Origin of the sequence: Nonomuraea aurantiaca (genome assembly GCF_020215705.1) — a bacterium.
In the GTDB taxonomy this organism is placed as follows: domain Bacteria; phylum Actinomycetota; class Actinomycetes; order Streptosporangiales; family Streptosporangiaceae; genus Nonomuraea; species Nonomuraea aurantiaca.
In genome coordinates this window covers 1-25393 of sequence record NZ_JAIWNB010000046.1, presented here as the reverse complement: position 1 = coordinate 25393, position 25393 = coordinate 1, and the positions used below count along the sequence as shown (strand labels likewise).

Genomic DNA, 25393 nt, shown 5'->3' with positions numbered 1-25393 from the left:
TCTGCGCTGGTCTCCTTCACCGCTCCACCGCTGTCCTGTCAGTAAGATCATCCCAATGTGGGTTTTGGGCTTATGCGTTCTGACCCCCTTCCTGACCGGGATCACCGCCGCCGAACGCGAGCGGATGCGCGCCGAGCGCCTGGCCCGTGGCGAGCCCTACGACTACGACCTGTGGGAGGACGATGCCCAGGCTGCCCGCGACCACGGCCAGGACGCCGAGACCGACGTAGACGCCGACGTGGCCGTGCGCCGGACGCGGGTCGTCGACGTCGCCGTCACAGAGGTCCTCGCCCCGGCGGAGGTCCTCGACCCGGCGCTGCGCGACACGGACGCCAGAGTGCTCCGTGTCGTCGAACACCGCGATGTCGTCGAACGCGGCGATGATGAGCCGGACCCTGACGGTGGCGCCGACCCGGCGCCGGCGGCCGCCGCGCCCACCACCGTGGCCACCACTGTGCATCAGTTCAAGGTGGCCTTGCGGGAGGCCCGGCCGCTGGTCTGGCGGCGCATCCAGGTGCCGTCGGCCGCCAGCCTGTTCGACCTGCACAACGTGATCCAGATCGCGATGGGCTGGCAGAACTACCACCTGCACCTGTTCGCCAAGGACTGGGTCGAGTACGGCGACGGCAATCGCCTCCTGGCGCTACTATCCGATCTTCACCGACAGCCGGTATGCGATGCTCCATGCCGAGGAACAGCATCGTGATCACGCCGTGCAGGAGCAGGCCTACGCCGACTTGATCGATGGGCGCTTGCGGCACACTTGTCCGGATATTTGTACATATTGGCGAATGTCCAAAATGCCTCGCGGTCGTCTATAGGATCGCCGACCATGAACAAGAAGATCTCTGCTGTTCTCGCGTCTGCCGCCGCAGTCGCGTTTGTCTCGCTCACTCCGATCGCCGCGCAGGCGGAGCCCGTACCGGATGATTGCCACCACGGGATCGGCTGGCAGCCCAACACCACGTGGGCCAGTTGCAACAAGGGCTCGGGTTACGTGCAGGCCATCGCCAAGTGTTCCAACGGCAGTACCACGAAGACCGTCAAGGGTCGCTGGGTGACGGTCCCCAGCGAACAGTCTGTCGCCGTCTGCCCGAGCACACACAAAAAGGCCGTGGGTCACAGCTTCGACATCAAGAAGTACTGACCCTGCGCCCCTTCCACCTACAGCCCCTCGCCGGTGGCACCACACGGTGCCCACAGGCGAGGGGCGTCCCTCTGATCAGTCGATCCAGAACGGGTCCCCGGCCTCTCCGGCCCAGACTCGGCCGCCGCCCTCCAGCCCGGTCACGCGGCCCGTCACCCCGTCGGCGACAAGTGCGCCCCTCAGCGTGCGGGTCCGCAGCGTCAGAACCGGTCAGCCGGTGCAGTTCGTAGGCCTGGGCGCCGTCCGCCTCCTTCGCGGCGAAGGCGAAACGGTAGGTCAACTCCTCGACGGCGTCGCCGTTCGCGTCGATCTTGAACTCATACCTCCCGTCCGGATGGAAGCCGCGCGCGATGTCGGTCCCGGCGATCGAGTGCGACACGTTCATGACGAACGCGTCCCCTGCTCGCCACGGAAGACGTACAGGTCGGTGATGTCGAGGCAGGGGGTCCTGGCGGGCCGCTGGGGAGTCAAGATGGTGCGACATGGCCGGTCTCGCTTTCTCTGGCAGGGCAGGAGATCACTGAGCGGCACGAAGCCGCCGTTGATGATCAGATCGAGGGTGCCGAGCTTGCTCGTTCTCCAACCGTAAAAGGGCGGTCAGGGCATCTCTTGAGTCACTCGCCTGCCAGAATCGCTGGCTGGGGGTGTGCCGGTCAGCGCCTCCCCTGCCGAAGCGGCCCGCGACGCCTCGGCAACCACTCCACATTTGCCCCGGATTCGACAGCGACCTCACCGGGATCCGCAGTCGCTTGACTCAAGCCCGAGCCGCCGCAGCTTGCCTAACGTCCTCCTTCATCGGCCAATGGAACATCAGTGAAGGAAGACGATGAAACGCATCATCCTGGCCCTCACGGCCGCCATCCTGCTCGCCCTGGCCCCTCTCGGCACAGCCACCGCCACCGCGGAGGCTCGCAGCACAGCCAAACCGACGATCGTGTTCGTCCATGGAACCTTCGCCGACTCCAGCGGCACGGACTATGACGTCTACATCAAGCCGGACAGCTTCCGTGCCGTGTTCGCCGCCGACCTGCCCGCGAACACCGCCGCGCTCATGGCCGCCACCCAGCGCCCGCTGTCGATGACGGCCAACAACGAGCAGTCGGGCGAGTCAGCCTGGAAGACGCTCCCCTCCTGGGCCCTCATCACACTCGATGATCGCGCGATCCCGGCCGCGGGGCAGCGGTTCATGGCCGAGCGAGCACACGCGCGCATCCGCACCGTCCACTCCTCGCACGCGGTGATGGTCTCGCACCCGGATGCCGTCGTCTCGATCGTGCTGGTCGCCGCAGGCAGCCTCGGCTGATGGACGGGAGGCCGGCATGGAACTCGGACTTGACGGCGAGGTGGCCATGGTCGCCGGTGCCTGCTCTACCAACGGGCCTGGAGCACAGGCGAGCGCCCGGTCGTGCTGTTCGATCTGGCCACCCACCGCCTGGTGGAGGCCAAGCTCCTGCTGCCCGGCAAGATCGCCGCACTGGCCCGCTTCGCCCACCCCGCCCGCGCCCAGGCCGTCGCCGAACTGGCCGGCGATCGCAAACTCGCCACCCTGCTCGCCTTCGCCGCCACCGTGGCCCCCCAGTCGGCCGACGAGGCGATCGAGGTGTTCGACCTGGCGGTCGGCGACCTGCTGCGCACCTCGGCGTTCAAAGCGAACAAGGAGCGCCTGACCTGGCTGGGCGATCCTGCCTTTGTCGAACTTCGGAGAGATGCCCGGGCGGCTAGGAGATGCACCCGGCGTGGGACGAGGTCGTCGACGCGGAGAGCTTCAACCCGTCGGGCACAGGACGGCTTGGCCGGCCTTGACCATCGCGGGGATGATGGCGTCGTCGGTGGTGCTTCGCGTGACGGAGATCTCGAACTGCCGCCGGCCATCGGTGGAGTAGAGGATCAGTGTGGTGTAGCCAAGTCCCGAGCCGCCCTGCATGTTCAGGTCTTCTTCGCAACTTTCCGTGCCCTGCCGCGCGCTGCGGCTGCCATTGCCGCCGGCAGAGCCACCGGCGAGGACCTTCCGCAGCGACGGCGGCAGCAGCCGGCCCTGGTCGAAGGCCCGCTGGAAGGTGCTGACGTCATGCGTGGTGGAGACGACGTTGCCGGCGCCGAAGCCCCAACTGGCGTTGGCGCGGTGCATGTCGCGCAGGGTACCGGTGGAGTCGGGGTAGTAGCCGTGCCCGTGCGGGCCCTTGATGCCCTGCGGGGGCTTGGTGAGCGCGTAGGTTCGGGTCATGCCGAGTGGGCGGAACAGGCGCTGGTCCATCTGGTCCGCCAGGGTGCTGCCGGTCACCTTCTCGATGATCATGCCGATGAGGGTGTAGTTGGTGTTGGAGTAGGCGAACTTTTCGCCCGGCTCGCCGGTGCGCGGCAGGCCGCGCGTGGTCTTGACGATGTCGATGGGCCGGTAGTAGGTGGTGAAGTCGAAGACGTCGAAGGCCGGTTCGGTCGAGCCGCTCCGGGACCACCAGTCGGGGATGCCGGAGGTGTGCTGGACCAGTTGCCGGACGGTGATCTCGTCGGCTCGTTCGACCAGCCCGTCGGCGGCCACCTCGGGCAGCAGGCCGGCGAGTTTGTCGTCCAGGCCGAGCTTGCCCTTCTGGACGAGTTGGAGGAGTACGGTGGCCACCATCGCCTTGGTCTGTGAGCCGATGTAGAAGCGGGAGTCGGCCGGGATCGTGCCGCCTTTGCCGTTGAGCAGCCGCGACCCGGCGGTGCCCTGGCCCGCGGCCTTGCCGTCCACGTACGCGCCACCGATCACGCCCACGACACCGGGCGTCCTGGCCAGCTCCTCCATGGCCTGCTGGACGTCGCCGGCCGCGCTGGCGGCGGCCGTCGCGGGCGAGGCGCTGGCCAGCAGCAGAACTGCCGCGGTCGCGGCGGCAACGGACATGTGCTTCAAGATGAGAACTCCTTCGAGGGGACGAAAAGGGTCGACATGGCGCGGGCGGATCACCTGATGACCCGTCGTGCCGTCTCGCCGATGGACGCCATGGAGGCGTCGGAGATGCCAGGGGCCACCATCGCCAACACGTGACAAGCCGCCGAGTCTCACGGCACGCTCCGCAACTCGCCCGCCGGTCAACCCCGATCCACTGTCGGCCAGTCGTGTCCTCATCTCGTCCGCGCCGTGTCATGATCAAGTCACGGTCGCGCCGACAGTGACCGCTGCTCAAGAAACCGTGAGATGCGGCAGACGCACATTCGGAACGTCCAGGTGACAGGTCCGTTCGGCGGCCCCCGGTCTGCACGGCGCGCTCGCCTGAGGACTTCAACGGCTTCTCCGGCTGGCCGCGCTTCGGCAACGATGGGGTCATCGCCGACAACGATCGGCCGAGCAGGAGAAGATGATCAAACTCAGCTCGCTGCCGGCCAACTGCGCGATCTTCCACACTGCGCGGGGCATGACCGAGGTGCTGTGCCGGCTGCTGGCCCAGGGCTCGCCATCCTGACTGCCAGGCGCGAGAGCACCAGCACCGAGCAGCTCGCCACGGCTTCCGGGGCAGCACGGCGCCGCCACCGTCCCTTCCGGCAGATCCACCGCCCGCCATACGAACTCCGCCACGGCGCCTTCTCCAAGCCGGCGAGCCTGACGGGCCGCGTGACCAGGCGTTATCTGCCAGCACGGCACCGCCGCCAAGGCGCGCGGGATTACGGCTCAGGCAGCGAGATCAGGGCGGCAGGGACCTCGACGGGCCGTTCGATGGGTGCCAGGTGGCCGGTGTCGGGCAGGTCGGCGCGCCCGGAACTGGTGCTCCCACATGCGCCGGTCGGCGACCCCGGCATGCACGAACACCACCGCCGGTGCGGACGTGGCGGGGCCCTGCTCGTCGAAGGCGATCTCCACCCCATCGATGATCAGCGTGTCCGGCAACCTACTCCCGCCCGTGGGCCCGCAAGCGGCTCGTTCGCCGCAAGCTCACCCCCCACCACCTTGCGGCGGATCTCGATGTCGCGCATGTCCGTCACCGCGACACGCAGCAGCAGCCGGTAGGGGTGCCCCTGCGCAATCCAGTGCCGCCATAGCCGACCCGGTGGCCTCGTGCTCGCCGTCGCCGCTTCCCGGCGCCTGGCCTGCGCGCCACGCCAGTGACCCGCCGGGCCTCGTGGGCGGCGGACAGCTGTGGGCGCTGTCGACCGAGCAGGTGCGGAGCCGCCGCTGCGCCTGGCCGTCGGGGCCGACGCCGGTCGACGGCATCCGGGCCGTGCTCGAATCCCGCGCGGCCGAGCTGGAGAAGTCAGCTCAGCGCGGCCGCCTTGCGCAGCAGCACTGAGCGTTCGCGCTGGTTGGCGCACAGCCGGGCCGCCAGCTCCAGCTCGGCGCGCGCTTCCGGTCGTCGGCCGAGCCGGGCCAGCAGTTCACCACGTACGGTCGCAACCAGATGTGAACCGGGGAGCCGGTCCAAGGCGATCAGCTCGTCCACGATGGCCAGGGCCTGCGCCGGGCCCGAGGCCATGGCCACGGCGACGGCCCGGTTGAGCTCGACCACCGGCGAGGGCGCGACCCGGCCGAGCACCTCGTAGAGCAGCACGATCCGCTCCCAGTCGGTCGCCTCGACGGAGGGCGCCGCGGCGTGGGTGGCGGCGATCGCGGCCTGCAGGCCGTAGGGGCCGAGGCCGCGCGTCGATGCCTTGGCCAGCGCGGCCAGCCCGCGGCGGATCGCCGAGAAGTCCCACAGCCGCCGGTCCTGGTCCTCGAGCAGGATCGGTGAACCGTCCGGGCCGGTCCGGGCCGGGAAGCGCGCGGCCGTCAACTCGCACAACGCCAGCAGGCCGTGCACCTCGGGCTCGTCCGGCTGCAGCGCGGCCAGCGTGCGGGCCAGCCGGATCGCCTCATACGCGACGTCGGGGCGCAGCAGCCGCTCGCCCGACGTGGCCGTCGACCCCTCGGTGAAGATCACGTAAAGGACACTGAGCACGCCGCCCAGCCGTTCCCGGCGCTCGGCGGCCGCCGGCAGTTCGAACGGCACCCCGGCCGCCGCGATCGTCTTCTTGCCCCGGGTGATGCGGGCCTGCACGGTCGGCACGGGTACGAGGAACGCGCGGGCGATCTCCTCACTGGACAGCCCGCCGACCACGCGCAGGGTCAGCGCCACCCGGGCCTCAGGGGAGAGCACCGGGTGGCAGCTGATGAACATCAGCGCCAGCACGTCGTCATCGATCTTGTCGGGATCGATGTCCTCGTCAACCGCCGAGCCGGCCGCCGGGCCGACCGCCAAGTCGGCCGCCAGCTCGGCGTATCGGTCCTGCAGGGCGGTCCGGCGGCGGATAGCGTCGATCGCCCGCCGCCGGGCCGTGGCCATCAGCCAGCCGGCCGGATTGGCCGGACAGGCGAGCGGCCACGACACCAGCGCCTCGGCCACCGCCTCCTGGGCCGCGTCCTCGGCCAGCCCGAAATCGCCGGTGAACCGGGTCAGCGCGGCGACGATCCGCGCCGACTCGATCCGCCAGACGGCCTCGACATCGGCCCTACCCATCACATCTGCCCGTTGCTCTCGCGCCCGGCCCCGTCCTTGACGATCACTGGGCGGCCTGCGGAACCTCGTCGCTCCCGGCCACCCGGCGGACCTCGATCTTGGATCCGGGGGCCGCCGGGACCCGGCTGGCCCACTCGACCGCCTCCTGTTGCGAGGCGACATCGAGCAGGAAGTAGCCGCCGAACAGTTCCTTGGTCTCGCCGTACGGCCCGTCGGTGACCACCGGGGCCTGGCCGCTGAAGTCGACCACGACGCCCCGGCTCGGATCGTCCAGTCCTTCGGCCGCCAGGAGAACGCCGGCCTTGACCATCTCCTCGATGAACTGGCGGGTCGTGGCCATCATCTCGTCGATGTCGGCCATCATGGCGGCGTTCGACTCGTCGGTGCCCCGCATGATCAGCATGTACTTCGCCATCGCGTTCTCCTCATCCGGCGGGGCCGCCTCTCGGCCCTCGCACCCATACGTCGAACGGGCGGCCCGCGGATCGACACGGCCCCGGAGAAATCTCTCGCCGCGCCGCGGCCGATCCCTCCGACCCGCGTTCCGCCCATCAGACCGGCCCCTGAGCGATGGGCGCCATGCCGATCAGAAAGCTTAACGTCGCAGCTTTGGAAGAGTACGTCGTTGACCAGGCGATCAGGGAGGGCATGGACGCGGCGCCGTAAAAGGATTGGACGGGGTGATGCCCGGGCTTGTAGCTTGCGTTCGACCGTGACACCGCCCCAGGAGGTGAGACCCATGAACGCTGTAGCGATGTGGGTGCTCCCCCGTTCCGTCACGGCCGGCGATTGATGTAGGTGTCGCCGGGAGCGCCTCGCCAACAAGGCACTCCCGAAAGGCAACACCTATGCACTCTCCGCAGTTTCCCGCCGAGCCGCCGTCGACCGATACGGTCGACCGCGACGTCCCCGGACTCCGATCGCCGGCCTCCGACGCCGATCGCGCGCCCCACATGTTCGATGTGATCATTGCCGGGTGCGGGCCGACCGGCGCGATGCTGGCCGCCGAACTGCGGCTGCACAATGTGCGGGTACTCGTTCTGGAGAAGGAAACCGAGCCCAAGTCGTTCGTCCGCATAGTCGGTCTGCATATTCGCAGTCTCGAGCTGATGGCGATGCGCGGACTGCTGGAGCGCATTCTCCCGCATGGAAGACAGCGTCCGGCCGGCGGATTCTTCGCCGCCATCCCCAAACCCGCGCCCAAGGGCCTGGATTCCGCGCACGCCTATCTGCTGGGCATCCCACAGCCGGTCATCGAACGCCTGCTCGAAGACCATGTGATCGAACTCGGTGCGGAGGTCCGGCGCGGTTGCGCGGTCGCCGGTTTCGAGCAGGACGACGAGGGGGTGACCGTCGAGCTGGCCGACGGGGAACAGCTGCGTTCGCGCTACCTCGTCGGCTGTGACGGCGGGCGCAGTACGGTGCGCAAACTGCTCGGCGTCGGCTTCCCCGGCGAGCCCTCACGTATCGACACGCTGATGGGCGAGATGGAAGTGGGCGTGCCGCAGGAGGAGATCGCCGCCAAGACGGCCGAAATCCGCGAGACCTATCAGCGATTCTGGCTCCGGCCCTTCGGCGCAGGGGTCTACAGCGTCCTGGTCCCCGCCGCCGGAGTCAGCGACCGCGCGGAACCGCCCACCCTCGAGGATTTCCAGCGACAGTTGCGCACCATCGCCGGAACCGATTTCGGCGTGCACTCCCCGCGCTGGATGTCCCGCTTCGGGGATGCCACCCGGCTGGCCGAACGTTATCGGGTCGGGCGGGTGCTGCTGGCCGGCGATGCGGCACACATCCATCCACCCACCGGCGGACAGGGCCTCAACCTGGGCGTTCAGGACGCAGTCAACCTCGGCTGGAAACTGGCCGCACAGATCCGCGGCTGGGCGCCGGAAACACTGCTGGACACCTACCAGGCCGAACGTCATCCGGTCGCCGAGGACGTACTGGACAACACCCGCGCCCAGATGGAACTGCACTCCACCGAACCGGGCCCGCAGGCCGTGCGCAGGCTGCTCACCGAACTGATGGACTTCGACGAGGTGAACCGCCATCTGATCGAGAAGATCACCGCGATCGACATCCGCTACGACTTCGGCGAAGGCCCCGACCTGCTCGGCCGCCGCCTGCGCGACATCGACGTGAAACAGGGCCGCCTCTACGATCTGCTGCATCGCGGCCGCGGCCTGCTGCTGGACCGCACCGAACGCCTGACCGTCGGCGGCTGGTCGGACCGGGTCGACTACCTCGCGGATCCCACTGCGGCACTGGATGTTCCGTGCGTCCTGCTACGCCCGGACGGCTACGTCGCCTGGATCGGCGACGATCAGCAGGACCTGGACGACCACCTCTCCCGCTGGTTCGGCGAGCCCGCCCACTGATTTCGGCTGAGCAACCGAAAGGCCCCGTGAGGAGGGTTGGCCTCCTGGCGACGGCGAACCGGATCGCCGTCACCCGGTCGTCGGGATGCTACGCGGCCGGCCACCAACGCCTTCCCGTGAAGGTCGGTCGCGTAGATCGCCTCCGCCGTCGTCGCCTCGTACACCACGAGCTTCTTGACCAGCTTGAACGCGGTGACCGGCGGCTCAGTTCGGTGAGTGGGCCTCGACTGTCTCCGGTGTGGCGAGGACGGCGGGCTTGAGAGTCCGCGCGCACCACTGCGCGAATCCGGTGGCCGGGGCCGCCTGCGGCGAGCGGTCGACGCCCGAGTCCAGGCCCTGGTCCTTGGCGCGCTTCATGTCGACCATGCCCTCGACGAACGCCTCGTTGAGGCCGTAGCCGAGCAGGGTGGAGCGCAGCTCGTCGAGCGGCTGGCGCTGGTAGCGGACCGGACGGCCCAGCTCCTCGGTCATGATGCGGGCCAGGTCGTTGGGCGACAGGTCCTGCGGGCCGAGCACCGGAACGCTGCCGACTCCGGTCCAGGAGCGGTCCAGCAGCAGCCCGGCCGCCGTCGCGGCGATGTCGGCGACGGCCACCAGCGGGGCCGGACGGTCCGCGGCGACGGTGTCGGTGAAGACGCCGTTCTCGCGAATCGAGTCGGCCTCCTCCAGCAGGTTCTCGAAGAAGGACGGGCAGGCCAGGGCGCGGTAGGCGACGCCGGAGCCGGCGATCAGGTCGTCCATGGCCAGGGAGGCGGTGACCAGCCCGGCCTGGGCGGCCTGCGGGGTGCCGCGGCCGAGCGCCGAGACGCCCACGACATGGCCGACGCCGTGGGCGGCGAACGCCCGCGCGGCCGGGCGGGTGAAGCCGCTGTACGCCTCGTCGGGCGTGGCCGAGGCGTCCGGCGGCACCAGCCAGAAAACGGCGTCGGCACCGGTGAAGGCGCGCTCGACGGTCGCGGCGTCGCCGTGCGAGCCGGTGACCACCTCGACCCGGCCGCGCACGGCCTCGGGGAGCCGGGCAGGGTCGCGGACAACGACGCGCAGCTCCTCTCCGCGGACGGGCGCGGCCTCGACCAGCAGCGACAGGAGCCGCCGGCCGATGTTCCCGGTGGGGGCGGTAATGACGATCATGAAAACCTCGCGGTCTGTGTCGGATCGGCAGACCTCTTGATCGTGCAGACCCGAGCCGCATTGCCACAATGGGAACTTCAGCATCCAATCATTGCCCGAAACGGAATGATGCCGGTGAGCAGCCCAGCCCCGAACCTCGACGCCAATCTCGCCGTCGCCCTCGACGCCCTGCTGACCGAGCAGAGCGTCACCCGTGCCGCCGCGCGGCTGCGCACCTCCCCCGCCGCGATGAGCCGCACCCTGGCCCGGCTGCGCCGGGTGCTCCAGGACCCGCTCCTGGTGCGGGCAGGACAGGCGATGGTGCCCACACCCCGCGCGGAGGCGCTGCGGGACGAGGCCGCCGCGGTGGTGCGCCGGCTGGCGGAACTACTCACCCCGAGCGGCGGGATCGACCCCGCGGCACTGCGGCGTACCTTCACCGTCCAGGCCTCGGACCTGGTCGGCGCGGCGCTGGCGCCGGGTCTGCTCGGGCTGGCCCGGCGCCGGGCGCCGGGCGTCTCGCTGCGGGTGCTGGCCGAGGAGTGGGAGGCGGGCCCCGCGCTGCGCGAGGGCCGGATCGATCTGGAGATCGGAGCCATCGACCACGTCGACCCGGAGACCCGGGTCGAAGAGCTGGTCACGCTGCGGATGGCGGCCGGCGTCAGGGCCGGGCACCCGCTCGCCGAAGGAACCCTGACGCCCGCCAGGCTGGCCGCGGCCGAGCACGTGGCGGTCAGCCGCCGGGGACGCTTCACCGGCCCGCTGGACGCGGCGTTGGCCGAGCAAGGGCTCAGCCGGCGGGTCAGCGCCGTCCTGCCCGGACATCTGGCGGCGATGGCGCTGGCCGCGGTCGGCGACGTGGTCTGCCTGGTGCCGACCGCGCTGCCGGGCGAGCCCCCTTCACCACTCAGCGACGTGGCGCACGCGCTCGGACTACGCTTGCTGGAGATCCCGCTGCCGTTGCCACCACTGACGATCGGCATGGCCTGGCATCCGCGCCACACCGCTGACGGGGCCCACCAGTGGCTGCGTGGCGCCGTGCGCCGGGTACTCCGTACGGCCCGGGAGGAATAACCCATGGCGCGGGTCCGCGCATACCCGGGCGCCCGGACCCGGATCGTGGCCAGAAGCCTGGGACAGTCGCGGCATCGTGTCGCGACCGCGGGTTGAACACGTCCCCCGGCGGGGTTCCGGATTCAGCGGCCGGCTGATTCGGCGCCCGCCTGGCCCAGTTCGGCCAAGCGGGTCAGGGCGGGGAGGGCGTCGGTGATCGCCTGGCGCTGCTCGGGGGTCAGCTGGGCGATGAGCGGGACCAGATGGCGGGCGCGGTCGTCATGGCGGGAGCGCCCGATCTGGCGTCCGGCCTCGGTGATGTGGACCAGGACGGCGCGCCGGTCGCTGGGGTCGGGGCGGCGTTCCACGAGTCCGTCGCGCTCCAGCCGGGTGACGAGCTGGGTGATGCCGGGCTGGCTGACCTGCTCGGTCTTGGTGAGGTCGGTCAGCCGCATGGGGGTGCCGCGGGTGGCGAGGGTGTCGAGCACCGACAGCGTCGTGAACGACAGCTTCTCCAGCACGGGGAGGCGGATGTAGAAGCGGTTGAAGTTCTCGATCGCGGTGGCGAAGGCGTCCACGTCCAGGTCGCCGTCGCGGTCGGCGTTCTGGGCGGGGTCGAGGTCCGAGTCGCGGTCGCCCAGTGTGTCGTCCGGCGTGGTGTTCACGCCGGAAATATATCGCAAACTTATTTAAGTTGCTTATGATATCCGGCATGACACTTAGATTGGGCATCAACGGGTTCGGGCGGATCGGCCGGAACGTCTTCCGCGCGGTGGCCGCTCGCGCCGACGCCGACATCGAGATCGTCGCGGTCAACGACCTCGGCGACGTGGCGACCATGGCGCATCTGCTGGCGTACGACTCGATCATGGGCCGCTTCCCCGGCGAGGTCGCCGCCGAGCCGGGCGCGATCCGGGCCGGTGACGCGACCATCAAGGTTCTGGCCGAGCGTGACCCCGCCGACCTGCCGTGGGGTGACCTGGGCGTGGACGTGGTGATCGAGTCCACCGGGATCTTCACCAAGGCCGAACAGGCCCGCGCGCACGTGGACGGCGGCGCGAAGAAGGTCGTCATCGCCGCGCCGGCCAGCGGGGAGGACGTCACGATCGTGCTCGGCGTGAACCAGGACGTCTACGACCCAGCGCGCCACACGATCATCTCCAACGCCTCGTGCACCACCAACTGCCTGGGTGTGCTGGCCAAGGTGCTGCACGACGCGGTCGGCATCGAGTCGGGCATGATGACCACCGTCCACGCCTACACCCAGGACCAGAACCTCCAGGACGCGCCCCACAAGGACCTGCGGCGGGCGCGGGCGGCGGCCCTCAGCATCGTGCCCACCTCCAGCGGGGCGGCCAAGGCGATCGGTCTGGTGCTGCCGGAGCTGCGGGGCCGGCTGGACGCGTTCGCGCTGCGGGTGCCCGTCTCCAACGGCTCGGTCACCGACCTGACCGTCACCACCCGCCGCGCCACCACCGTGCAGGAGGTGAAGGACGCCTACGCCGAGGCCGCGGCCGGTCCGTACAAGGGCCTGCTGACCTACACCGACGCGCCCATCGTGAGCAGCGACATCGTCGGCGACCCGGCCTCGTGCGTCTTCGACGCCGAGCTGACCCGCGTGATGGGCTCGCAGGTCAAGGTCGTGGGCTGGTACGACAACGAGTGGGGGTACTCCAACCGCCTCATCGACCTGGCCCTCATGCTGTAGAAACCTCGGGTCGACTGCTAGGGCGGCCGGGCGGGGCGGGCAAGTGCCGGCGAGCGCGTCCGCGTGTTGCGGAGCGGCCCGCGCCGGATTCCGTTCGGATTCACATCCACCTTGATGCCACGATCCTGAGCTGGGACGATCGAGACGATGGATTCCGCCGAACGTCTCGCGCTGACCGTGTTATGCGGTGAGCTGCCTGAGCTGCGTGCCGAATGCGCTCGCCAGTCCGAGCGCCACCAGCGGCTGCTCGGCGCCATCGAGGCTGCGGCTCGCGCGCGGCAGCCGATCATCCCCATGCTGGGGCAGCTGCTCGGCAGCGACGGATCCGGCGTCCCGCGCACGCTCGGCAGCGCGCTGCCGGGTAGCGGTCCCGGCCGGGCACACGAGGAGGCGTTCAGCTGCCCGGACGGCGCGTGTGACCGGGTGGAGGTCCCCTTGCCCGGCGGGCCGATTCCAGTGTGCGGGGTGACCTCCGCGCCGATGCGGCCCAGGTAGCGATCGTGGGCGATTTCTTCGCCGAGCTGGCCAAGAAGCTCGCCGAGCGATGGGTCTCACTGCTTCTGCTTCCCGGGGTGCTGTTCCTCGCCACCGCGGCGCTCGGCGTTGGCCTGGGGCATGCTCATGCCCTCGACGGGGACCTGGCGGCCAGGGAGGTGTCCGCGTTCTCGGAGGGGTTCGCTCGAAAGCCCGTGGGGGCCCAAGTGGGCCTGCTGGTCGCCGTGCTGGTGGCGACCGGCGGGGTCGGGCTGCTGGTGCAGGCGATGGCCGGCGTGACGCGTACCTTGTGGCTGGGCCAATGGCCGTGGCCGTTCGGCGGCCTGCGGAGCGGGCTCGTACGGCGAAGACGCTTCCGCTGGCATGCGCTGCTGGAACGCCGCCGGGATCTCACCCGCGCCCATCCAGCCGAGACCAGGACCGCCGGGCAGCAGGAGCAGATCGATCAGGCGGCGGCCAGGGTCAACCGCGTGGCCCTGGCCGAGCCGGGCCGGCCGACCTGGCTGGGTGACCGGATCCACGGTGCGGAGAAGGTCGCACAGGACCGCTACGGCCTGGACCTGCCCTTCGTCTGGCCGAGGCTGTGGCTGGTGCTGCCCGAGGCCGCGCGTGCCGATCTCATGAACGCCAACACCGCGCTGGCCGCCGCGGTCGCCATCGGCAGCTGGTCGTGGCCCCTGGCCGCTCTTGCCGTCATGTGGTGGCCCGCCGCCCTGGGCGCGGGCGCGGTCGGCGCCGCCGGATGGGTACGCGCCCGCAGCGCCGTGGCCGAACTGGCATTGCTCGTCGAGTCCGTGGTGGACCTGCACGGCCGTACGCTCGCGGTGGCACTGGGCGTGGCCGACGACGGGCGGGCCGGGCCGCTCACCGTTGAGGAGGGCAGCCGGGTCACCGCTGTGGCACGGAAAGGACGCTGAGGTGAGGATCCGTGGTGCGCTGTGCCGCCTTCGGCTCAATCTGATCGCCCGCCGGATCCGCCGTCGGCTCGCGGCCTATCAGCGTACCGGCGACGACCGGACCGTGCTCGCCGACGCCGCTCTCGCGGACGCGCTCCGGCTGTGGCACGGCGCCGTGCGGCGGGAACCCGCGGACATGACCGGCCTGGAGCGGGAATGGCTGTTCAGGGCGCATATCGCCATCGGGTGGCTCTTTCACGCCCGCTGGGTGGCCACGCAGTCGAACTTCGAGCTGTCCCAGGCCGTTTTCCACCTGGCGCCGGTCGCGCACATCCCTGATGTGGTCCCCGAGTCGCTGCGGCCGCTGATCGGCCCCGACGCCGACCCGGAGATCCAGGCCGACACGGCGACGGTCATGCTGGCCGAGTTGCACACCACCTCCGAACCGTCGTACCTGACCGCTGTCATCACCCTGCTCGCCCAGGCGGCGGCCGGGACACCCGCCGGCAGCCCGGCACTGCCGCTTCTGCTCACGAACTTCGGGGTCGCCTGCCGCCACCGCTACCAGCGCCACGGCAATCCCGGCGACCTCGATACCGCGGCTTCGGCCACGGAGGAGGCGCTGGGCCTCGTGAGCGCGCCGAGCTACGAGTGGTTCGCGGTGGCCGTCAACCTCACCGCGATCTACCAGCAACGATATGAGCTCTGCGGCGATGTGGCCGACCTGGACGAGGCGATCCGGCTGGGCGACCAGGTCGTGGACACCGCGCCCGACGACCATCCGCAGCTGCTGGTCGCGATCGCGTACCTCGGCATCGGCTACCAGCTGCGTTACCTGAGGGACGGCGGGCTGACCGATCTGCTTCGCGCGATCACGCTGACCGAGACGTCGGTCGAGGCCACCCACCCGGACGACCCGGACCGGCCGGGCCGGTTGAACAACCTCAGCATCGCGTTGCTCCAGCGCCACCAGCGTCTGGGCAAGGTGTCGGATCTCGACCGCGCGATCGAGCTGTCGGAGGAGAGCCTGGCCGCGGTGCCCGACGACCATCCCGAGCGGGTGATCTACCTCAGGCAGCTCGTCGCCGTACTGGCGCGGCGCCACGAGCACGGCGGCGATCCGGGGACGCTGGACCGCGCGATCGAGATCGGTGAACAGGGGCTCGCGCTCGTGTCCGGCGACGCGGACCAGGCCAAACAGCTCGCGGACCTCGCCCTCGGCTACCTGTGGCGGTACGAGCGCGGCGGCGACGGCGCGGACCTGCGACGCGCGGGCGAACTCGCCCAGAACGCCCTCGCGCGGCTGCCGGGCGGCCACCCCGCGACCGCCGCGATCGTCTCCATGACCACCGACATTCACTCGGCACGCCGCGCCGGTTCACCCGCCGTGACGGTGGACGAACTGCGGCAGCTTGCCGAGCTGGCCCGCGGCGCCGTCCGCTCGGTGCCCAGCCACAGCGTCCGCGCCTTCGCCAAACTGGCCGCGCTCGCCGGCGACCTCGGTGACCTGCCGCTCGCCGCCGACCTGTACGCCGCCGCGGTCGCGCAGCTGCCCGCCGCGGTGTCCAGGCGCAACGCCCGCGTCGATCAAGAAGAACGGGTCGGCGAGTATCCGCACCTGGTGGGCGAGGCCGTCGCCGCCCACCTGGCCGCGGGCGACCCGGATAGCGCCGTCGCCGTGGCGGAGCAGGGCAGAGGCATCCTGCTGGCCGACGAGGTCGACCTGAACGCCGATCTCGCCGAACTGGCGGCACGCGAACCCGAGCTCGCCGAGCGCTTCCGGGACGTACGCGACAGGCTTCGCACGACGTCGCAGGTCAGCCCCGGCGGGTTCATGGTGTACACCACCGACCTGGTCAACGACCGCACGCAGCTGTGGGCCGAGTACGACGACCTGGTCAAGGAGATCCGGCGTGGCTTCCCGCGCTTCCTCGGCCGGCCGGACCTGGCCGAACTGCGCGCCGCGGCGGAAGGCGGCGCGGTGGTGCTGGTCAACTCGGCGCGCAGCCGCGGCGACGCGGTCATCATCACCACCGAGGACATCACCCCGGTCGCGCTGCCCGACCTTTCCTGGACCGACGTGGCGGCGCACGTGGCCGAACTCGTCATCGCCATGCGGGCATCGGCGGACGGCACGCTGACCGGTGCGCTGCGCCTGCAGCGGGTGGTCAAGGAGACTGTGGAGTGGCTGTCGGCCACGATCGCCGAGCCGATCGGAGCCGCCCTGTCCGGAGTGGACCGGGTCTGGTGGCTGCCCATCGGCATGCTCGGCGTCCTCCCTCTGCACACGGCGCTCCCCGACCACGTGGTGTCCTCCTACACGCCGACGCTCCGCGCGCTCGCCCGGGCACGGTCGCGCACGCCGGCCACGGTACGCCGCCAGCTCACCGTCGCGGTCAGCAGCGCACCCGAGCTGCCCACTCTCAACGGCACCGCCGAGGAGGCAGAGGCGCTGCACCAGCACCACCCCGGCATCCTGCTCGTCGACGAGGACGCCACGACCGACCGGGTACTCGCCGAGCTGCCCGGCAGCACCTGGGCCCATTTCGCCTGCCACGCGGCAACCGACGCCGAGAAACCGTCGTTCGGCGGCCTCGTCCTGCACGACGCCCTGCTGCCCATCGGCGCGATCGGCGCAGTGCCCCTCGACCAGGCCGAGCTGGCTTACCTGTCGGCATGTTCGACCGCCTTCAGCGGGATCTTCCACGCCAACGAGTCGATCCATCTCGCGTCTGCGTTCCAACTGGTCGGCTTCCGCCACGTCGTCGGCAGTCAATGGCCGCTCGACGATGCGACGGCCGCGGCGGTCGCCCGCGAGTTCTACCGCCGGCTGGGCGGACCTGACGCGTACGACGCCGCTCGCGTGCTGCACCGCGTCATGGGTGACCTGCGCCGAACCCACCCGGACAGACCTGATCTTTGGGCGGCACTCGTCCACCACGGCCCTTAGCGCTTCGACCGGAAACGATCAACTGAAGGGCGACCGCTCCTCCACCGATCTGGACCGGGCAACCCAGCGTGCCGGACAGCCGGAACCGGCGGATCCGCACGTTCAACCGCCAGGAGTTTCAGCGGACCCGTCCGCAGTCAGGAGAGGGGCTCGAGAACGAGGACTGGGATGGCGCGGTCGGTCCGCTTTCGGTACTCCTCGTAGTCGGGCCATGTCTCCACCGCCATGGACCAAGACTACGTCCCGGGGTTCCGCTCGCCGCTTCGCGATCAGGTCGGTCATATACGCGGCGCCAGCTCCCCCATGTCGGCGGCGATCTCCTGCTCGGACTTCCCGGCCACCGACAGGGTGGAGGAACTCCAGCGCTCGAACTTCTCCCGATCGGACGACGGCACGCCCAGCAGCGAGCTGAGCATCTCGACGGGCAGCGGTACCGCGTACTCGGCGACGAGGTTGCGTACCCCGCCTCGGGCGATCATGCCGTCGATCAGCTGTCGGCCACCGTCTCGATGGTCAGGCCGGGCTCATGGATGCCAGGATCCGCACGGCAACGCCATACCGACCGTGCAAGCTGCCGCGGCCGCCCTCTACGTCACGCCTGTGATGCTGATCTTCCTCTTCGCCCAGCGCTACTTCATCCGCAGCGTCGTCACGTGCGGCATCAAGGGATGAAGAACGGAGCCGTAGCCGAGCGCGGCAATGCCATGAAACTCTGACCATGAAAACAACAACACGAAGGGCACTGTGTGACTGACACCAAACTTCGCTGGGGCATCCTCGGGACCGGGTACATCGCGTCCCGGTTCGCCGAGCAGGTGCCGACGTCGCCGGTCAACACGGTCGTCGCTGTGGGCAGCCGATCGCTCGTCTCGGCCGAAGCGTTCGACAACCGGTTCGACATCCCCCGCCTGCACGGTTCGTACGACGACCTGCTCGCCGACGCGACGGTGGATGCGGTCTACATCGCTACACCGCACCCGCAGCACCCCGAATGGGTGATCAAGGCCGCCGAGGCGGGCAAGCACGTGCTGTGCGAGAAGCCGCTCGCGATCAACCGGGCCTGGGCCGAGGCGATGATCGAGGCCGCGGAGCGCAACGACGTCTTCTTGATGGAGGCGTACATGTACCGCTGCCTGCCGCAGACCAAGCTGATCGCCGAGCTGGTCCGCGATGGCGAGCTCGGCACCGTGCACCAGATTCAGGCGTCGTTCGCGTTCCAGGCGCAATTCCAGCCCGAGAGCCGGCTGTTCGCCGACGAACTGGGCGGTGGCGGCATCCTCGACGTCGGCGGTTATCCGGTCTCGATGGCCCGGCTGATCGCCGGCGCGGCGATCGGCCGCCCGTTCGCCGATCCGGCCGAGTTAACCGCGGTCGGGCAGGTCGGGGAAACCGGCGCGGACGAGTGGGCCGTGGCGACGTTGTTCTTCGACAGTGGGATGACCGCTCAGGTCAGCACCGGTGTGCGGCTGAAGGACGAGAACCGGGTCCGCATTTTCGGCAGTAAGGGCTACCTGGAGATCGAGGACCCGTGGTTCGGCGGCGACGGCAAGCCGGCCCACGTCACCCTGTACAAGGTAGGCGAGCAGCCGCGCGACATCTCCGCCGAGCCGGCCCTGATCTACGCCGCCGAGGCCGACGCGGTCGCGGCCGCGATCGAACAGCGGCAGGCGCCGGAGATGACCTGGGCCGACACCCTCGGCAACCTGACCGTGCAGGACGAATGGCGCAAGGCGATCGGGCAGCAGTACGCGAGCGAACGTGACGACGCGAGCGTTCCGACCGCGACCGGCGGCCCGCTGGCCCGGCGCGACAACGCCCCGATGACGTACGGCAAGGTGCCCGGCCTGGACAAGCAGGTTTCCCGGTTGGTGATGGGCGCGGACAACCAGGAGACGCTGACGCACGCCGCGGTGATGTTCGACGACTTCGTCGAGCGCGGCGGCAACACCTTCGACACTGCCTACATCTACGGCGGCGGCCTGGGCGAGAAGCTGCTCGGGCAGTGGATGGCGATGCGCGGGAACCGGGACGAGGTCGTTGTCATCGGCAAGGGTGCGCACACGCCGCACTGCGACCCGGAGTCGATCACCCGGCAGCTGCACGAGAGCCTGGAGCGGTTACAGACCGACCACGTCGACCTCTACCTGATGCACCGGGACAACGAGGAGGTGCCGGTCTCGGACTTCGTCGAGGTGCTGGACGAGCACTTCCGGGCCGGCCGGATCAAGGCGTACGGCGGGTCCAATTGGTCCACCGCCCGCTTCGACGAGGCGAACGCGTACGCCAAGGCGAACGGCAAGCAGCCGTTCACCCTGCTCAGCAACCACCTGAGCCTCGCCCGGGCGTATGACGTGCCCTGGCAGGGCTGCCGGCACGTCGCCGACGACGCGTCGCAGGCGTGGTTGCGGGAGCGGCAGGTCGCGCTGTTACCGTGGTCGAGCCAGGCCCGCGGGTTCTTCACCGGCCGGGCCACGCCGGAGGACCGCTCGGACGAGACGCTGGTCCGCTGCTTCTATTCCGACGAGAACTTTGAGCGGTTACGCAGAGCTCGGGAGCTGGCGAAGCAGAAGGGCGTCGAGCCGACCGCAATCGCGCTGGCCTGGTTGCTGCACCAGCCGTACCCGGTGTTCCCGCTGATCGGCCCCCGGCACATCACCGAGACTCGGACGTCGCTCCAGGGTCTGTCGGTCGAGCTCACCGACGACGAGGTCGCCTGGCTTGAAGAAACGCGCGGAGAAGTACACCGGCCCGGAGACCCCGCCGCTTGACCTCGCCGACGCTGATACGCACGAACTGGTCGGACGCATACTCAAGGAGGTCTGCGCCCTGACGGCGGGACCGTACGTCCACATCGGAGCGGACGAGGTGTTCGGCCCCCCGACGCGTCGTTCGCCCACGCGGTACGCGAACTGCGCGCTCTCGTACGGGCGTCCGGAAAGCGCCCGGTCGCCTGGCAGGAGTCCTCGCGCGCCGGTGTTCCAGGTTCATGAAATTGCTTGCTTCAGATCGTCGGAGGCGCCTGGGATGAAGTCGAGAATGCTGTTGAGCGAGTAGGCGGCGGCTTCGGGGGCGTCGCCGTCGAGGGGGATGCCGGGGAAGTGCGTGGCGAACACCTCGGTGAGCGCCCGCCCGGCACGAGAACACCAGCCTGCTCACCCAGATGATCGCCGATACCTGGAAGCCCGGCTCACCGAGATCGTCATCAGGCTGGATCACAGCGACGACGACGACGCCATCACGCCCGAGGCCACGATTGGAGGTCCTGGAGCCGGTGATTGCCCTCCTGCAGGGCCTCCCAGGGCAGGAGCGGCAAGCCCTCGCCGAACTGATCAACCAGTGCGCGCAGAAAGGAACCGACCCAGAGCGGCATCTGACAGCCTGGGAAACACCCGAAACCCTAGACCTACTGGCCTGAGAACATCACTGCACACCAAGACTCCGCCCCGGCACGATGGACGCTCTTGACCTCAAGAGAACTTAAGGTTCTATCGTCCATGTCATGAGCACAATGAACATTGCTGACCAGACGAGCCAAGCCGATATCGAAGCGATCGAGCAGGTGGTGGCCACGGTTGAGCACTCCCAGAACAACGAACTCCCTGACGAATTCGTTGCTCTGTTCCGAGCTGACGCGATCTGGACAACGGGCAGCGGCAAGCGCCTCTTCGGCCGTGATGCGATCTCGACGTTCACTCACCAGGTGCTTCCCGGCGGGATGCAGGGTGCGACGGTCACGTTTGAGGTGGAACATGTGCTGTTCATCCGTCCCGACGTCGCAGCCGTGAAGGTGTGTCAGGTCTATCGGAACCCCGACGGGACGGAGGAGGTGGGCACGCCGCTGTTCGTCATGGCAAAGGAGGACGGGCAGTGGCGCCTGACCGCCTGCCAGAACACCAGCGTGCTCAGCAGCGACTGACCGCAGTCGACACGATGGCCCTGGACATCGGCGCCCCGAGGGCCCCGGTGCAACAGAAGGTCATGTCGGACGGCACCGGGAGCTGGGGCACCTACGTGCCCGGCTCGCTGCGGGTGGTCGACGGCCCGGGCAGCGGGGACAAGACCGACCAGGCGGGCGACGACCAGGGCGAGTTCGACGCCGACAAGGTCTCCTTCACCCTGGGCGACGACGCGACCCCCGCGGCCGGCGGCTCGCTGCCCAACGCCGCGAGCCTGCCCGGCGGCACCACCGTGGAGTTCAAGGTCAAGGTCGGCCGGGACGCCGCGGGCAGGCAGGTGACCAACCAGGCGACGGTCGGCTCCGAGAACCGCCTCGGCCCGGAGCCGGAGCAGTTGACCTCTACCAGCGGCGACGCCGTTACCAAGGTCAACCCGGCCGTGGACCTGAGCGTGGTCAAGTCCGCCGATTCGACCAAGGTGACCGTCGGCCAGACCGTCACCTACCGCGTCACCGTACGCAACGCCGGCCCGAACGACGCGACGGGGGTCATGGTCAAGGACATGCTGCCGTCCACCCTCACCTTCCTGTCCGCCACGGCCTCCAACGGAACCTACGCGGCGGCGAGCGGGATGTGGACCGTCGGCGCGCTGGCCAGTGGCGCCTCGGCCACGTTGACCGTCCATGCCAAGGCCACAGCGGTCGCGGAGACGACCAACACGGCCACCGCCGACGCCACGGAGCTGGATCTCGATCCCGCCAACGACTCCGACAGCGTCAAGATCTGCATCGACCCTGAACCCTTCTGCCCGTACTGCATCAAGGAAAGCGGACAGAAGCCGAGGAACTAGCGACAGGACCACGCCGGTCGGCGCATCCGACCGGAAGCCCCCCTGCCACCGATCGCCTCGTGGCAGGGGCGCGGTCGTCCAGGCTGAACAGCCGGGCGCGCAGCGACAGCCGCCGCCCGTCGCGCTCGGCGCGGGCGTATCCGGCGATGGGCGAGTGACAGCGCGGCATCGTCGACATCCGATTCTTCGAAAGTGCGGACTTCCGCTTATTTCTTGATCTCGTAGCGCAGAAGCACCACGCCGATTTCGAAGGAGCCGGCCTCGATCAGCTTCAGATGAGCCCCACCACGCGTGCCTTGAACGCGCTGCTGGTGGTCTCGGCCGGCGCCGCAGCTGGTGGAAGGTGTAGATGTGTGGCGCAGCCCAACGGGCCGTTCTCGTGGCCGAGGCTGTACCACTTGCTCGGACGAGCCATAACGGGAGAACCTGGCGGGTTGCTGACCCAGGTTCTGGCCGCCGAATTCCCAGTGGACGAGGAAGATGTCGTAACCAACGGGGTCAGTAGACAGCCGAGTGGACTGCCCTTTACAAAGTAGATCACTGTGCGATGAGTTCCGGCGAGCCGACCTCAGCTCGTCGCTCACCTCACTGCACGCTGGTCAGGCGTATGAGCTGACCGCTCTCGACCGCGACCGTGATCTACGCGGAGCTACTTGGCGCTGGGGACACATTCGGGAGAAGCCCCCCGGCTCCGGTGGCCGGAAAATCAGTCGCCTCCGCGTACGCCCTGCGGCAGCATGGTCACGGACGGTTGTCGGGTTTGGGAGGGGCGGATGGCTGTGCTCGGATCGCTTCAGGGCTCCGGAGGTGTTTCGTCCGTACGAAAGTCGGCGGTCCTGCTCGCGCTGCGCCACTACTCCGGTGAGCTCGTGCGCCAGCGGCGCGTCGCGGTGCCCGCGCTGACGATGCCCGCACTCGGGAACATCTGCCTGTTCTACCTCGCGCCGCTGGCGGTAGCCGGCATTGTGGGGCAATTGTCCGCCGGCGGTGACGGCTCCGTTGGCGCGCTCCTGCCGTACGTGCTCAGCTTCGCCGGGCTGCTACTGGCCGGTGAGGCGCTGTGGCGGATCGGGCTGCATTTCCTGAATCGTACGGACGCCCGCGGCATCGAGCACCTCGGCGTGGTGGGCATGGAGGAGTTGCTGACCAAGGACACCGCGTTCTTCCACAACAACTTCGCCGGCTCGCTGACCAAACGGGTGCTGGGGTTCTCCTCCCGATTCGAGGACTTCGTCGACACGCTGACCTTCTCCATCATGGCCAAGGTGGTGCCGATCGCCTTCGCCTCGGTGGTGCTGTGGACTTATCACCCGCTGCTGGTCTTCGTTCTGCTGGGCCTCATCATCGTCACGGGCTGCGTCGTCGCGCCGCTCATCCGCCGCCGCCAGGCGCTGGTCGACAAGCGTGAGGCCGCCAAGGTGCGGGTCTCCGGCCACGTCGCGGACGTCCTGGCGAACATGGACACCGTACGCGCGTTCGCCGCCGAGGACCGCGAGGCCGCCGAGCACCGTGTAAGGATCGCCGAGCAGCGGAGACTGTCGCTGCACTCCTGGGACTACGGCAACCTGCGGGTGGACACCGTGGTCGCACCCATCTCGATCCTCACCAGCGCCCTCGGCCTGCTGCTGGCCGTCGCGCTCCGGGGCGGTCTGGGCGTGGAGGCCATCGTGGTGACCTTCACCTACTACTCGAACACGATCAGCGTCATGTTCGAGTTCAATCAGATCTACCGGCGCATCGAGAGCGTGCTCACCGAAGCCGCCCAGTTCACCGAACTGCTGCTCGTACCACCGAGTGTGGTCGATCCGGCCGACCCGCAGCCGCTGCGCCCGGCTGACGCGAGCATCCGCTTCGAGCGGGTGACGTTCGCCCACGCCGGCGGTCCGCCCCTGTTCGAGCGCCTGGACCTGGACATCCCCAGCGGCGCCAAGATCGGACTGGTCGGCCAGTCCGGCGGCGGCAAGAGCACGCTCACCCGGCTGTTACTGCGCCTCATGGACGTCGACGGGGGTCGGATCCTGATCGGCGGCCAGGACATCGCCCGCCTGCGGCAGGCCGACCTGCGCGGCCTCATCGCGTACGTGCCCCAGGAGCCGGCCATGTTCCACCGGTCGGTGCGCGACAACATCGCCTTCGCCCGGCCGGGCGCCACCGACGCGGAGATCATGCGGGCCGCGCGGGCGGCGCACGTCACGGAGTTCGTCGAGTCGCTGCCGAAGGGCTTCGACACCCTGGTCGGCGAGCGTGGCGTCAAGCTGTCCGGCGGCCAGCGGCAACGGGTCGCCCTCGCCCGCGCCATTCTGCGCGACGCCCCGATCCTGCTGCTGGACGAGGCGACCAGCGCCCTGGACTCGGAAAGCGAGATCCTCGTCCAGGAAGCGTTGTGGAAGCTGATGCGGGACCGCACCGCGCTTGTGGTCGCGCACCGCCTGAGCACCGTCGTCCGCATGGACCGGCTCGTCGTGCTGAACCGCGGCGAGATCGTGGAGCAGGGCACCCACGGCGAGCTGCTCGAGTCCGAGGGCCCCTACGCCCGGCTCTGGCGCCACCAGTCCGGCGGCTTCCTGATGGAGGACGACACCCCGGACGCGCTTCACCGATGAAGGGGCCTGCAGCGCCCGCTTCGGGTGAAGCTCACGCGGTGCCCGCGTTGTAGGTCCACTTCTGGTTGCCGCCGCCCCAGCAGGTGTACAGCTGCAGCCCCGTGCCGTTGCCAGTGCCGGCGCCGACGGCGTCGAGGCACAGCCCGGACTGTACGCCCACGATCGTGCCGTCGGAGTTGACGCGCCACTTCTGGTTGTCGCCACCCCAGCAGGAGTAGATCTGGATCTTGGCGCCGTTGCCAGTGCCCCCGGCGTCCAAGCACTTGTCGCCGTACCTCAGCTCCCCGGCCGTGGTCTGCGCCCACTGTTGGTTGCTCTGACCGTTGCAGTCCCACAGCTGCACCGCGGTGCCGTCGGTGGTGCTGGAGTTGGGCACGTCCACGCAGCGGCCGGAGGCCGTGCTCTTGATCTGCCCCGCGTCGCCGCCGCCGGGCGGTGGCGACGTGCTGCCGCCGTTGAGCGCGTTGAGCACCGCGGTGTAGGCGGCCTTCTTGTTACCGTTGCCGTCGAAGAGCAGCGGGGTGGCGCCGGCGCCGAGCCAGGAGTCGCTGTCGCGAACCCCCCAGACGGTGATGCCGGCACAACGCGGCACCGCCAGGCAGTCATTGACGACGTTGGCGTATGTGGTGGCCGAGCCGCCCTGGATGTCCAGCTCGGTGATCTGCACGTCCACCCCGAGGGCGGCGAAGCTGGAGATGGTGGTGCGGTAGTTGCCGTTGTAGGGGCTGCCGCTGTTGAAGTGCGACTGCAGGCCGACGCAGTCGATCGGCACGCCGCGCTGCTTGAAGTCGCGGACCATGTTGTAGACGCCCTGCGTCTTGGCCCAGGACCAGTTGTCGATG

General features: G+C 69.5%; 23 protein-coding genes and 1 pseudogene. 14 read left to right on the top strand and 10 right to left on the bottom strand.

Annotated elements, in window-relative coordinates:
• The first annotated feature begins 55 nt into the window (after positions 1-55).
• From LDL49_RS52000 to LDL49_RS51990, 3 genes are all read left to right on the top strand, one after another.
• Positions 56-706 (top strand): plasmid pRiA4b ORF-3 family protein, encoded by a 651-nt coding sequence (locus LDL49_RS52000; RefSeq protein WP_225302383.1) that lies wholly within the window; start codon positions 56-58, stop codon positions 704-706.
• Between the two features lie 126 nt (positions 707-832).
• The gene (locus LDL49_RS51995; RefSeq protein ID WP_225302382.1) at positions 833-1147 is read left to right on the top strand and encodes a hypothetical protein; all 315 of its coding nucleotides are present in this window, start codon (positions 833-835) and stop codon (positions 1145-1147) included.
• Positions 1148-1973: 826 nt separating this feature from the next.
• Positions 1974-2450, top strand: coding sequence for an alpha/beta fold hydrolase (locus tag LDL49_RS51990; protein WP_225302381.1), 477 nt, complete (start codon positions 1974-1976; stop codon positions 2448-2450).
• A 462-nt stretch (positions 2451-2912) separates the two neighbouring features.
• On the opposite strand, the gene LDL49_RS51985 is transcribed toward LDL49_RS51990, so the two are convergent.
• The gene (locus LDL49_RS51985) at positions 2913-4028 is read right to left on the bottom strand and encodes a serine hydrolase domain-containing protein (protein WP_225302407.1); all 1116 of its coding nucleotides are present in this window, start codon (positions 4026-4028) and stop codon (positions 2913-2915) included.
• A 1141-nt stretch (positions 4029-5169) separates the two neighbouring features.
• Here LDL49_RS51985 and LDL49_RS51980 point away from each other — a divergent pair.
• Positions 5170-5409 carry a hypothetical protein gene (locus LDL49_RS51980; RefSeq protein ID WP_225302380.1) on the top strand — a complete coding sequence of 80 codons (240 nt, stop codon included), beginning with the start codon at positions 5170-5172 and terminating at the stop codon, positions 5407-5409.
• Here the strand turns inward: LDL49_RS51980 and LDL49_RS51975 are convergent.
• Positions 5374-6612: an RNA polymerase sigma factor gene (locus tag LDL49_RS51975; RefSeq protein ID WP_225302379.1), complete on the bottom strand. Its 1239-nt coding sequence runs from the start codon at positions 6610-6612 to the stop codon at positions 5374-5376. The genes LDL49_RS51980 and LDL49_RS51975 overlap by 36 nt on opposite strands.
• Positions 6612-7027: pseudogene (locus LDL49_RS51970) on the bottom strand (YciI family protein). The gene LDL49_RS51975 and the pseudogene LDL49_RS51970 overlap by 1 nt, the downstream one beginning before the upstream one ends.
• A 538-nt stretch (positions 7028-7565) precedes the next feature.
• Here LDL49_RS51970 and rox point away from each other — a divergent pair.
• Positions 7566-8990: a rifampin monooxygenase gene (rox, locus tag LDL49_RS51965; RefSeq protein ID WP_225302406.1), complete on the top strand. Its 1425-nt coding sequence runs from the start codon at positions 7566-7568 to the stop codon at positions 8988-8990.
• Between the two features lie 204 nt (positions 8991-9194).
• On the opposite strand, the gene LDL49_RS51960 is transcribed toward rox, so the two are convergent.
• Positions 9195-10121, bottom strand: coding sequence for an NAD(P)H-binding protein (locus LDL49_RS51960; protein ID WP_225302377.1), 927 nt, complete (start codon positions 10119-10121; stop codon positions 9195-9197).
• Between the two features lie 114 nt (positions 10122-10235).
• Here LDL49_RS51960 and LDL49_RS51955 point away from each other — a divergent pair, with 114 nt between their 5' ends.
• The gene (locus LDL49_RS51955; protein ID WP_225302376.1) at positions 10236-11174 is read left to right on the top strand and encodes a LysR family transcriptional regulator; all 939 of its coding nucleotides are present in this window, start codon (positions 10236-10238) and stop codon (positions 11172-11174) included.
• Positions 11175-11296: 122 nt separating this feature from the next.
• Here LDL49_RS51955 and LDL49_RS51950 read toward each other — a convergent pair whose 3' ends face one another.
• Positions 11297-11818 (bottom strand): MarR family winged helix-turn-helix transcriptional regulator, encoded by a 522-nt coding sequence (locus LDL49_RS51950; RefSeq protein ID WP_225302375.1) that lies wholly within the window; start codon positions 11816-11818, stop codon positions 11297-11299.
• Between the two features lie 47 nt (positions 11819-11865).
• On the opposite strand from LDL49_RS51950, the gene gap reads away from it, so the two are divergent.
• The 4 genes from gap to LDL49_RS51930 all read left to right on the top strand — a co-directional run bounded on the left by gap (position 11866) and on the right by LDL49_RS51930 (position 17202).
• Entirely contained in the window at positions 11866-12861 is a 996-nt protein-coding gene (gap, locus tag LDL49_RS51945) for a type I glyceraldehyde-3-phosphate dehydrogenase (RefSeq protein WP_225302374.1), read from the top strand.
• A gap of 147 nt (positions 12862-13008) precedes the next feature.
• Positions 13009-13356 carry a hypothetical protein gene (locus tag LDL49_RS51940; protein ID WP_225302373.1) on the top strand — a complete coding sequence of 116 codons (348 nt, stop codon included), beginning with the start codon at positions 13009-13011 and terminating at the stop codon, positions 13354-13356.
• A 5-nt stretch (positions 13357-13361) separates the two neighbouring features.
• The gene (locus tag LDL49_RS51935; protein WP_225302372.1) at positions 13362-14273 is read left to right on the top strand and encodes a hypothetical protein; all 912 of its coding nucleotides are present in this window, start codon (positions 13362-13364) and stop codon (positions 14271-14273) included.
• A gap of 1 nt (position 14274) precedes the next feature.
• Positions 14275-17202, top strand: a complete 2928-nt coding sequence (locus LDL49_RS51930; RefSeq protein ID WP_225302371.1) for a CHAT domain-containing protein — start codon at positions 14275-14277, stop codon at positions 17200-17202.
• Between the two features lie 137 nt (positions 17203-17339).
• Here the strand turns inward: LDL49_RS51930 and LDL49_RS59575 are convergent, their stop codons facing one another.
• Entirely contained in the window at positions 17340-17429 is a 90-nt protein-coding gene (locus tag LDL49_RS59575; RefSeq protein ID WP_225302370.1) for a nitroreductase/quinone reductase family protein, read from the bottom strand.
• A 51-nt stretch (positions 17430-17480) separates the two neighbouring features.
• Positions 17481-17681 (bottom strand): hypothetical protein, encoded by a 201-nt coding sequence (locus LDL49_RS51920; RefSeq protein ID WP_225302369.1) that lies wholly within the window; start codon positions 17679-17681, stop codon positions 17481-17483.
• Positions 17682-17948: 267 nt separating this feature from the next.
• Between LDL49_RS51920 and LDL49_RS58905 the strand changes: the two genes are divergently transcribed.
• Complete coding sequence (locus tag LDL49_RS58905) at positions 17949-19970, top strand: aldo/keto reductase (protein ID WP_225302368.1); 2022 nt, start codon at positions 17949-17951, stop codon at positions 19968-19970.
• A gap of 216 nt (positions 19971-20186) precedes the next feature.
• On the opposite strand, the gene LDL49_RS57855 is transcribed toward LDL49_RS58905, so the two are convergent.
• Positions 20187-20315, bottom strand: coding sequence for a hypothetical protein (locus LDL49_RS57855; RefSeq protein WP_263656611.1), 129 nt, complete (start codon positions 20313-20315; stop codon positions 20187-20189).
• 386 nt (positions 20316-20701) lie between these two features.
• Between LDL49_RS57855 and LDL49_RS51910 the strand changes: the two genes are divergently transcribed.
• Both LDL49_RS51910 and LDL49_RS51905 read left to right on the top strand, forming a co-directional pair.
• Positions 20702-21118 carry an SgcJ/EcaC family oxidoreductase gene (locus LDL49_RS51910; RefSeq protein WP_225302367.1) on the top strand — a complete coding sequence of 139 codons (417 nt, stop codon included), beginning with the start codon at positions 20702-20704 and terminating at the stop codon, positions 21116-21118.
• Positions 21070-21948 carry a CLIPPER-2 domain-containing protein gene (locus LDL49_RS51905; protein WP_225302366.1) on the top strand — a complete coding sequence of 293 codons (879 nt, stop codon included), beginning with the start codon at positions 21070-21072 and terminating at the stop codon, positions 21946-21948. The genes LDL49_RS51910 and LDL49_RS51905 overlap by 49 nt, the downstream gene beginning before the upstream one ends.
• A 206-nt stretch (positions 21949-22154) precedes the next feature.
• Here LDL49_RS51905 and LDL49_RS51900 read toward each other — a convergent pair whose 3' ends face one another.
• On the bottom strand, positions 22155-22532 hold the full coding sequence (locus LDL49_RS51900; protein WP_225302365.1) for a hypothetical protein: 378 nt from the start codon (positions 22530-22532) through the stop codon (positions 22155-22157).
• 189 nt (positions 22533-22721) lie between these two features.
• Between LDL49_RS51900 and LDL49_RS51895 the strand changes: the two genes are divergently transcribed.
• Complete coding sequence (locus tag LDL49_RS51895; RefSeq protein ID WP_225302364.1) at positions 22722-24551, top strand: ABC transporter ATP-binding protein; 1830 nt, start codon at positions 22722-22724, stop codon at positions 24549-24551.
• Positions 24552-24582: 31 nt separating this feature from the next.
• Here LDL49_RS51895 and LDL49_RS51890 read toward each other — a convergent pair.
• The coding region (locus LDL49_RS51890) for a ricin-type beta-trefoil lectin domain protein (protein ID WP_225302363.1) at positions 24583-25393 on the bottom strand (811 nt) is incomplete at its 5' end.